Here is an 8,909-nt window from a genome sequence, read left to right as displayed (position 1 = left end):
ACGAAAAGGAAAGTCGGAAAGATAATTGCACTTATTAATGTCTCTTCTTTTTTTAGGAGCCATTTTTTCAATTTATCACGAACTTTCTTGTTTCCGTTGTTTACTTAATAATAATTCAAAAAAATTTGATTCTTATTATTTGGAAGTCAAATTGTACTTGGTGACAGCTACGCTGGTATTACCCCTAATAGGATATCAAAAGTTAGAAGTATATGCAGAGAAACCTGATAACTATCGATATCCATATCCAGAAAGTTATCAGGTTCATTTTCATGCTCAAGTAAAACAAATCGATGAGTTTATTGGAGATGAAGAAACGAACGGCAGAACCTTTTTGCCATATGAGGAATTGAAACATTTTACTAATTTACAGCATCGATTGGATTTTATTCAGCATGTACTGTGCAAAAAACCCCACTCCTAAGAGTGAGGGATATGGATTATTGATTTGTACGTAACTTAGAAACATACTCATGAAACTCCATTAGGTTAGCAAAGTCATATTCTTCATAACGCTTGGAAAGGACAGTTACAACGTCATCTTTTTCTGTTTCTGTTAAAGCAAAAATAGGAGGTTTGGAAGGGACGCGAAATTTTGTATGATCGTGTGGTAAAACAACACCGATCGTCCCGATTGCTTGACCGGATTCTTTTTCATATAAAGTGCTCCATAGGCAGCGATGTTGATCCGTCTCTTCTGGATTTGTGCCCCATTCTCTGGAGATGTCCATGTTACCTGGAAGTCTCGAAGAAACAGATAGTCCCGCCTCTTCCAACTGTGTATGCAAAGGCATATAGAGGAAATTCAAGTAGGTTCCATAGGAAGGTTCTCCAACTGTTGCAAAAGCATGTTCCAGTTGTTGCTTTTTCTCCGTTAAGATGACATCCCAGTTTTTTGTCACATGTTCTTCTATATATTCACCAACAGCAAATATTTTGTGTTCATTTTGATTATTCTCGAGGTAAGAAGCTAGAGTTGTAGCCATTTTATCACCACTCCTATAAGTTTTTAGGCGTTTTCCGCCTCTTTTGCCTATCATCGACTGATAAGCAAAAGAGGCGGTAGGAGTTAGTTATTAGTCACTAACATTTATACGCAAAAAAAATTAGATAATACCGTGGCAATACGTTTGCACACAATGTCGAATAAAATTTTCTCTTGTCTCTGTAATAAATTGATCACCAAGAAAGGTAAGGGAACAGAAATAGCCAAATAAAAAAGTTAAAAAAGAAGTCGCTTGTTGATCTGGGTTGACTATATTTGCTTTCTTTTTCTTGCTCATTACTTGAAAATACTGCGATAAAGACTGCTTTAATTGTTTTGGATTAGTGGAGATCAATTTACTTAATTCCGGCATTGTCGTTCGTTCTTGGGTAGCAATTAAGAAAATTGGACGATTTGCTTCCATAAGTTCTAAATAAGTAGTAGCAATCAAAGTCAAATCTTGTTCCAAATCCCAAACCAATTGATTCTCAAATATATGTTGAAAAGAAGAAACGATGGAATGTTTTTCAATTGCTGCTTCCAGTAAATTTTTTTTCGTTTCAAAATGACGAAAGATCGTCATCTCACTCACTTGTGCAGCCTTTGCAATTTCTTTGATGGTAACTGATTTAAAGCCTTTATCTTTCATAAGTTGTATAGCAGTTTGTAAAATGCGATCTGCGGTCCCTTGTTCTGTTTTTGTCATGATTCCACCACTTGTTCAATTTTGTTAGTTATTAATAACTAACAAAATTATATCAAAAGAGTAGGAAAAGTCAATAGTATGAAAGGAAACCAATATTATGTACATTCCTAGTTTCCTCATATACTATTGGGCCCAGTGACAAGGTTCCTATCATTAACTGACAGCTATGCTGGTATTACCCCGTGTAGGTAGTCGGTTAAATCGTGTCTAAAATATGTCAAAATGTATAATTTCCCCAAAATGATACAGGGACCCAATAGCCATCAAGCTAAGCAATTGGCAAATCACTTAGCTTGATGGCTATAAGGAACTGCTAAAGACCGAAAAAAGAAACAACAACCCAATTGGCAACCCATAAGCCAGTTTGCCTTTGATAGCAAATATGATGGATGGTCAACTAGAAACAGCAGAAGAACAATATCAAAATTTATTACAAGCCAAATCGAAACCACATATACTAGATGATTATACAATTCAACATGTGATTAAGCTCTATAAAGAGGAAATTGAATTTATTCCAGTATACGAACAGCAATTAGCCAAGAGATATTTGATCAGAAAATTCTGGTATGGGCAAAAATACCCAATTATCAATATATTCTTATGAATCGAAGTCCCATCTGTGTCATTTTTCCCTTTTTGTCAAAATGGAAAAGTAAATAAGGTGGAGGGTTATCTGGATGAGGATAGGCATACCCGTCCGTTGTTTGGTATAGAGATCCAAATTCCTTTTCAATTCCTTGTTTCGTCATGTTAAACGAAGGGGCATTACTGACCCACATTCCACTTAGGAACCCCTCATTTCCTTGGAGTATGACACTCAAGATTTTCCCATCTGGATAGTTATATGACCTTCCATCTGTATTTCCCCAATCGCCATATTCTCTACTATTATAGCCGCAAGCCTCCTTTATTTGATAGTATGTATAACCCTTTTTCAATTCGCACCCTGCTTCTGGAAGCTGTAACTTGGCGAATAACTCTTTAACTCGTTGTATTTGTTGTTCTTCCGTCAATCCTTCCAACGAACGTTCAGAAGGAACATGATTAATCATCCTGGGAAGAGGAATCCTATAAAAGAAGGAAACATTCGCCACTTTCCCATGCTCGTCAAAGCGAAAACCGAGTAAAGTTTTTCGATTCCCTTTTTTTGCTAAATAAACGTCCCCATCATAAAATAATGGACCCAGCTCCTTTTCAATCATCTCTTTAGTCATTTTAAAGGAAGGTGCAGCATGGACGATAACAGCGAAGAGATCTGAATTGTCATCAAATTGAAAATATAGTTTTTTCCCATCTGAATACTGGTAAATCATAAATTTGACATTCGAATTGTCCGTGCCGACCTGTTCCTTGAAATCTTGACCACAGGTTTCTGCAACCTTTTTGGGTGTATATTCAGATGAAAAGGTACAGGGAGATTCAGGAAGATGGCCTTGCTTAAAGAGTTGAATCATTTTCTTCACCTGTTCAGGTCCCGACAAATCTTTCAGTAATTGTTCAGCAGGCACTTCTACTACTTTTTTAAGCGGATTGACAACCGGGTCCACTATAAACTTTTCAAATACAACCGGTATCAATGAAATCACAAGTGGAATTAAAATCACAAGCGAAATCCACTTGAAGCGATTGCGATCGGCAGGGAAAGAAATCAACTCCTGAGGTTCTTTTTGTGGAAGTTCTGGTTGATTCTCTACTTTTGTTTCTTTGGTACGCTCGGCAATCAAGCCACGTTCCATTTCTGCCAATACAGCTAACATACGGAACATGGCTTTCCCTACGGCTGTAGTGGTGTCAATGCTGTCACGAATGGAAACAAATTCGACTCCTCCTTGTTCTAGTTCGTCTACTAGTTCAATCAGCTTCCTGGTACTCCAACCAAGGCGATCCAATTTGTAAACAACAAGAGTATCGCCAGAGCGTAGTTGTTCTAGCATCTTGTTCAACTCAGGTCGATCATCTTTCGTTCTACTGATCTTTTCTTGAAAGATCTTTTCACACCCTGCTTCTGTTAATGCATCAATCTGTAAATCAAGAATCTGATCGACTGTACTAACGCGTGCGTATCCAATCTTCAAGTTTCCTCTCTCCCTTTGTTATCTACTGTCTTTATCATATCAAAAAGGGTGTTTTTGCCCAGTGCGATTTAAAAAGTCGCTTTCAGTAATATGGTGGCAGCTGACAAGCCTGGCCAAGGAACTTGACTTCTCCACACCAGCGCGGCTGTTCATCAACTTCCTGATCGCCGCTACCACCTATGGTGGTAACACGGAGGAAGGAAAGCGACTCAGGATCGACCGCATCAAGGTTACCGATTTTTCCGGTACGGCGATGCGGCTCTGCGACGTCGCCCCCCTCACTCCATCACGGAGGCAGCGCGCAGGGACAATGGCGTTAACATCGCCGGCTGTGAGCTGACCGAAGAACTCGGTTGGCAGCTGCGGGTACGCAAGGAGCTGGAGTACCTGTCCGGCGACAGCGACGGTCTGAAGAGTCTGCTGATCTTGACCCTCTTCGATGGGCACCGGAAAATCGCTGAGATGGGCTGATGGCGGAATCCAATTCGTCCCCCTTCTGAACCATGCAGGGAGGATGGATTTGATATCCAGAAATAGATGAAATAATACCATATTCACTGAAATGGGCGTGAATACTACAAGTGCTAATGGAACAAAGCGATTAAGCAACATCGATACACCCACAAGAACATTCAATATACTCACGATTCCCATCATATATCCTGTACCTGTAAGAGCGGTCATAAATCTGTTAGCAGCTTCTGGATATTGCATAGTAGGCATCAAGCCTAATAAATTGGATAAACCAACACCTAACAGAAAAACACCAAATACAATACGTGCGATTATCGCGACTTTCCTTTTCATTCACTTTCACTCCCTCAATTGTTTTTCTTGCCTTTTTTTGATACATTCTCTTATTCCAAAACGGTTACTTTATTACAAAAATTAAATTTATGAAGAGGAGGCAGTTTTCTGTACTGTTCTCTCTCGTGGTAACTTAATTTGCAGTCTATGGCAGCAACCCTGTCATAGCAATCCGAGATAACTCCAAAAGAGCCTAGAACCAGCATCCGTTTCACGAAGCGTAATTTGACCAAATATACTTGCTATCTCCATTCACCTGTGAGTATAGTAATTACAGCAACAATAAAGGACAACCTAGGGAAAGTCATGCCAAAGAAGCTGTTCAAGGTGATTTCGCTCGTCCTCGGAATTCTCGGTGGTGTTCTAACTCTGAGTGGCATCTCCTTGATGCTATTCGGAGTGATTCGTTCTGTGATCGAATACGACTCCGAAACGACGGAGGATCGAATCAACGGCATCGAACGAATCGGTCTGGGATACCAGATGTTCGCTGCTGGAGGGGTTCTTCTCCTGATCGTACTCATCAGTGAAGGATTTGAGCGGCAGGCCGAATCCCAGAGTTCTAGGACTCGAAGCCTAAAGCCGTGAACAATCGCTCCAGTGACCCACTCTGAGGTCGTCTTGGCCCCTCGCATCCATCCAAACAGGGTAGATGCGAAGGAGCCATGGATTGGTTTCGTAATAGTAAATTGTTTTATACCCCATATTTCAGTTGAAGAAGTAGATATCAACCTTGTTCCACTCTTGGAATGGACCCCAAATCAAATTATAAAGTTCTTTCATTCACATAACAAAAACGACTTGAGTCCAGATCACACCTCAAGTCGTTTTTCCATTTATTGTTCAAATTGCGTTTCATGACACGGATGCTGGTTCTGCCCCTTTCAATTGAATATTGTCGCCTTCTCTGAGAATTGGAACCATTCTGTTCAATCACTCATGAAGATTTGTGAAACTCTCAATATTACTCCTAGTGAGTTTTTTAACGAGGAAAGCTCCTTGTCTTCAGTTCCTACAGAACTCCGAAGCTGGCAACGTGTTGGTGAAAAGCTATCACCAGAGCAACGCAAATCCCTACTAGGCACAATAGAAACATTGATAGATAACTCAACAACGAAAGGTTGATCAACAATGGACCAATATGATACAAGGCGATTGCTTGAAAGTATCAACAAAATAGAGCGTAATCTTGAATGGTTGAGAGCTGGGCAAGATCGTCAAGAGAAAATACTTGCTGAGATTCTTAAGGCTTTGCAATCTAAAAAAGATTAAGATTTGGGAGGGCTGGCCTCCCATCTTTAGAACGGTAAATCCATTTCAGCATCGATATCAATCGGCTTTCCTATCTTCTGGAATGGATCGTCCCCGTCATCCTCATTCTTTCTCGAATCCAAGAATTTAACATGATCCGCTACGACTTCCGTGGTCCACACTGTGCGTCCTTCGCTGTTCTGATAGCTACTTACTTGCAACCGGCCTGTTTTATATGGACTACGTGGATTGTAAAGTTTGAAACAACTTGATCCATTCCCAGAACAACAAAATGATTTTGTTATTCAGCGCGATCTGTTAGAGGCTCAGATGAGAGGAGGGGAAGCACTATGATCGTAATGGGTGGAGAACCACGCACTGACCTGATGGGTGATCCCAGTGTTGGTTAGAACATAGCCCCAATGAGGGGCTTTTTTTATTGGAGAAAGGGAAATACCTTGATGAGTCCGAATAATTGTATAATAGACTCATCAGAGGTGATACGAATGAACGAAAACGATAATTTAATGCAGATGATGCGTTTAGTGTTGGAACAGGTTCAGAATATGAATGAACGAATGGATCAACTACCTACACGTGAGGAACTCTTAGCAGTACAACAAACAGCGGTGAGTGTGGAAGATCGATCCGAAACAGGATATGTATTGTTGAATTCTCAGCATACCAGCTTAGAGAATACAGTCAATGAATTAAAAACTACAGTTAATGAATTAGGAGCTACAATGGCAGAAGGATTCCAAACAACCGCAGATACCTTGCAGGAAATCTATATACTCAATAAATCATTGGCCGATAAGGTTAACGATCTAGATGACGACGTGAAAGACCTACAACGGAAAATAGGATAAAAGAAGCCACCTCTTAGATATATGTGAGGTGGTTTTACATTGGAGGTACTATGTATTGTTTCGAATCCTTTTTGAAAGGCTACAAACCTGCGGTACTCATGAACCCGAATCATGATGATGAAAATGATATACGCTCTCTTATTGGGTATCCTTTCGTTGAGAATATACAAGTGTTTGCCTCAGCAGGACAAGTACTCTATTTTCAAAATGAACAACTCAAGCAGGATTATTTCTATCAATCAAAAGATACACCTGATCCTCATTCCCCAGAGTTTCACAAGCTACTAGGAATTACACTCGGTTTTCCTCCCAAAGCATCACAATTTTATTCTGAAACTGTGCAAGATGAATCTCTATCATGGAAAAAGATTGGGTTTGAATATTGTGGTATCTGCTGTGTTGGAGCTTTAGAAGATATAAAAGAGAATGTAGAATGGTTCTGGCAGCCACATTGAATTCAATATCTTGACTTCTCGCCATATTGTGCTATGATAATGATAGTTACTAATAACTAACATTAATGAGTGGTGAAATGATGCAGAAATCAGAAACAGGAACCGCAGACCGCATTTTACAGACGGCCATACAACTGATGAAGGACAAAGGTTTTAAAGCAGTTACCATTAAAGAAATTGCACAAGGTGCACAAGTAAGCGAAATGACGATTTTCCGGCATTTTGAGACGAAAAAAAGGTTATTGGAGACCGCAATTGAAAAACACTCCATTGTTACGTCCTTCCAAAATCTTTTTGAAACCCAAATTACGTGGGAGCTGGAAAAAGATTTGTATCTCATCGCTTCGACTTATTTGGATCAAATGGAAGCAAATCGTTCTATTTTCCTTATTTCTGTCCAAGAGCGAACGACAATGCCAGAGTTAAGTCATCATGTCTCACATAGTCCAAAAAAACTAAAACAATCCTTAGCTCACTATTTTCAAGTGATGAGTGAAAAAAAGAAAGCAAAGATCGAATCCCCAGATAAACAAGCAATCTCTTTCTTGACTTTCTTTTTTGGATATTTTGCTTCTCTCACATTCCTAGGAAACCAATTTATTACGGATTCAAAGGAAGATTTTATCCAACATTGTGTGCAAACCTATTGCCGCGGTATCACTTAATTTTTTTTGTTTAGAAATGTTAGTGACTAATAACTATCATTTATTCCTGCTGTCTCTTGTCTCTATCATCCATTGGTAGACAGAAGAGGCGGAAACGCCAATACCTTACAGGAGTGATGTGACATGACTGCAACACTTGTTTCCTATCTCGAAAAAAATCAAAATAGAGCCAAGATTTTTGCTGTTGGCCAATTTCTAGAAGATCATGTATCTGCAAACTGGGATGTTATCTTAACAGAGAAGAAAGCACAGTTGGACCATGCATTTGCAACCGTAGGTGAACCTTCGTATGGAACCTATTTAAACTTCCTCTACCAAAATATCCATTCCCAGTTGAAAGATGCTGGGCTACGAGTTTCTACCCGACTCCCTGGTGATATGGAAATTTCGAGAGAATGGGGAACAAACCCAGAGGAAACAGATCAGTATCGCTGCTTGTGGAGTACATTGTACGAACATGAAACTGATGAACCACTTGGAACCATCGTCACTGTTTTGCCACATGATCATACACAGTTTCGCGTACCAACAAAACCGCCTGTCTTCGCTTTAGCAGAAACAACCAAAGAGGAAGTGGTAGCAACTCTGTCCAAACGGTATGCAGCATTTGATTTTGCTAATCTTCCTGAATTCCATGTTTATGTCGCTCAGTTAAGAGCCAATCAAAAGAATCAATAGTTTATCCTTCCCCTCACTCTATCGGGTGAGTCATCGGTTCCCTATCCAAAAACTTTCATGTGAGGTTCGGTCAAGAAAACAAAGAGCAAGTGAATCAGATCAATCAACGCTTAAAAGAAGATGGATTTTCAGTAAAACCTCCAACACAATTGCATACATGGACGTTTTATGTTGAAGTACCAGGTAATTTTACGGTTGAAGTCTATCATTAAGTAGATCGAAATAAGCGTTGACGAAAAAAATTCCTTCATAGAAGTACCGTACTTTACAATGCGGTATTTCACGTTATATTTCCATTATTTTAAAAATATAGTAGAGCTGAAAAAGGAGATCAACAAAATGAGTCCATCCTATTGGGGGCCAAAGTCTGTAACGTTTTGGCTGGTAGGTGTTGTTACACTATTGATGTTGTATA

The 8,909-nt window shown here is 39.6% G+C and carries 11 protein-coding genes; 7 read left to right on the top strand and 4 right to left on the bottom strand.

The features are described 5' to 3' along the window. The first annotated feature begins 151 nt into the window (after window positions 1–151). Window positions 152–424 (top strand): hypothetical protein, encoded by a 273-nt coding sequence (locus tag A3GQ_RS25895; RefSeq protein WP_169818319.1) that lies wholly within the window; start codon window positions 152–154, stop codon window positions 422–424. A gap of 16 nt (window positions 425–440) precedes the next feature. On the opposite strand, the gene A3GQ_RS0120755 is transcribed toward A3GQ_RS25895, so the two are convergent. The 4 genes from A3GQ_RS0120755 to A3GQ_RS25890 form a co-directional block, all read right to left on the bottom strand. Next, a complete protein-coding gene (locus A3GQ_RS0120755) occupies window positions 441–986 on the bottom strand; it encodes a DUF6022 family protein (RefSeq protein ID WP_028778669.1) in 546 nt (181 codons plus the stop codon). A 120-nt stretch (window positions 987–1,106) separates the two neighbouring features. Beyond that, window positions 1,107–1,691: a TetR/AcrR family transcriptional regulator gene (locus A3GQ_RS0120750; protein WP_028778668.1), complete on the bottom strand. Its 585-nt coding sequence runs from the start codon at window positions 1,689–1,691 to the stop codon at window positions 1,107–1,109. A gap of 590 nt (window positions 1,692–2,281) precedes the next feature. Then, window positions 2,282–3,769, bottom strand: coding sequence for a recombinase family protein (locus A3GQ_RS28415; RefSeq protein WP_083964347.1), 1,488 nt, complete (start codon window positions 3,767–3,769; stop codon window positions 2,282–2,284). Between the two features lie 177 nt (window positions 3,770–3,946). Continuing rightward, window positions 3,947–4,576 carry a hypothetical protein gene (locus A3GQ_RS25890; RefSeq protein ID WP_051272187.1) on the bottom strand — a complete coding sequence of 210 codons (630 nt, stop codon included), beginning with the start codon at window positions 4,574–4,576 and terminating at the stop codon, window positions 3,947–3,949. A gap of 306 nt (window positions 4,577–4,882) precedes the next feature. Between A3GQ_RS25890 and A3GQ_RS0120730 the strand changes: the two genes are divergently transcribed. The 6 genes from A3GQ_RS0120730 to A3GQ_RS25195 all read left to right on the top strand — a co-directional run bounded on the left by A3GQ_RS0120730 (window position 4,883) and on the right by A3GQ_RS25195 (window position 8,494). Next, complete coding sequence (locus A3GQ_RS0120730; RefSeq protein ID WP_028778667.1) at window positions 4,883–5,164, top strand: hypothetical protein; 282 nt, start codon at window positions 4,883–4,885, stop codon at window positions 5,162–5,164. 543 nt (window positions 5,165–5,707) lie between these two features. Further along, window positions 5,708–5,848: a hypothetical protein gene (locus tag A3GQ_RS27455; protein WP_156877861.1), complete on the top strand. Its 141-nt coding sequence runs from the start codon at window positions 5,708–5,710 to the stop codon at window positions 5,846–5,848. A gap of 485 nt (window positions 5,849–6,333) precedes the next feature. Further along, entirely contained in the window at window positions 6,334–6,696 is a 363-nt protein-coding gene (locus tag A3GQ_RS0120705; protein WP_028778666.1) for a hypothetical protein, read from the top strand. 50 nt (window positions 6,697–6,746) lie between these two features. Continuing rightward, window positions 6,747–7,151: a hypothetical protein gene (locus A3GQ_RS0120700; RefSeq protein ID WP_028778665.1), complete on the top strand. Its 405-nt coding sequence runs from the start codon at window positions 6,747–6,749 to the stop codon at window positions 7,149–7,151. A gap of 80 nt (window positions 7,152–7,231) precedes the next feature. After that, window positions 7,232–7,816, top strand: a complete 585-nt coding sequence (locus tag A3GQ_RS0120695) for a TetR/AcrR family transcriptional regulator (RefSeq protein WP_028778664.1) — start codon at window positions 7,232–7,234, stop codon at window positions 7,814–7,816. A gap of 123 nt (window positions 7,817–7,939) precedes the next feature. After that, the gene (locus A3GQ_RS25195) at window positions 7,940–8,494 is read left to right on the top strand and encodes a DUF6022 family protein (protein WP_037465754.1); all 555 of its coding nucleotides are present in this window, start codon (window positions 7,940–7,942) and stop codon (window positions 8,492–8,494) included. Window positions 8,495–8,909 lie beyond the last annotated feature (415 nt).

It is taken from the genome of Shimazuella kribbensis DSM 45090 (assembly GCF_000428065.1).
GTDB lineage: Bacteria > Bacillota > Bacilli > Thermoactinomycetales > Thermoactinomycetaceae > Shimazuella > Shimazuella kribbensis.
The sequence above is the reverse complement of the archived record's forward strand: the minus strand, read 5'-3'. Positions and strand labels throughout refer to the sequence as shown.

Coding starts and splice junctions, on each gene's coding strand:
- A3GQ_RS0120755 (WP_028778669.1), bottom strand. CDS start 986: ATGGCTACAACTCTAGCTTCTTACCTCGAGAATAATCAAAATGAACAC.
- A3GQ_RS0120750 (WP_028778668.1), bottom strand. CDS start 1,691: ATGACAAAAACAGAACAAGGGACCGCAGATCGCATTTTACAAACTGCT.
- A3GQ_RS25890 (WP_051272187.1), bottom strand. CDS start 4,576: ATGAAAAGGAAAGTCGCGATAATCGCACGTATTGTATTTGGTGTTTTT.
- A3GQ_RS0120730 (WP_028778667.1), top strand. CDS start 4,883: ATGCCAAAGAAGCTGTTCAAGGTGATTTCGCTCGTCCTCGGAATTCTC.
- A3GQ_RS27455 (WP_156877861.1), top strand. CDS start 5,708: ATGGACCAATATGATACAAGGCGATTGCTTGAAAGTATCAACAAAATA.
- A3GQ_RS0120705 (WP_028778666.1), top strand. CDS start 6,334: ATGAACGAAAACGATAATTTAATGCAGATGATGCGTTTAGTGTTGGAA.
- A3GQ_RS0120700 (WP_028778665.1), top strand. CDS start 6,747: ATGTATTGTTTCGAATCCTTTTTGAAAGGCTACAAACCTGCGGTACTC.
- A3GQ_RS0120695 (WP_028778664.1), top strand. CDS start 7,232: ATGCAGAAATCAGAAACAGGAACCGCAGACCGCATTTTACAGACGGCC.
- A3GQ_RS25195 (WP_037465754.1), top strand. CDS start 7,940: ATGACTGCAACACTTGTTTCCTATCTCGAAAAAAATCAAAATAGAGCC.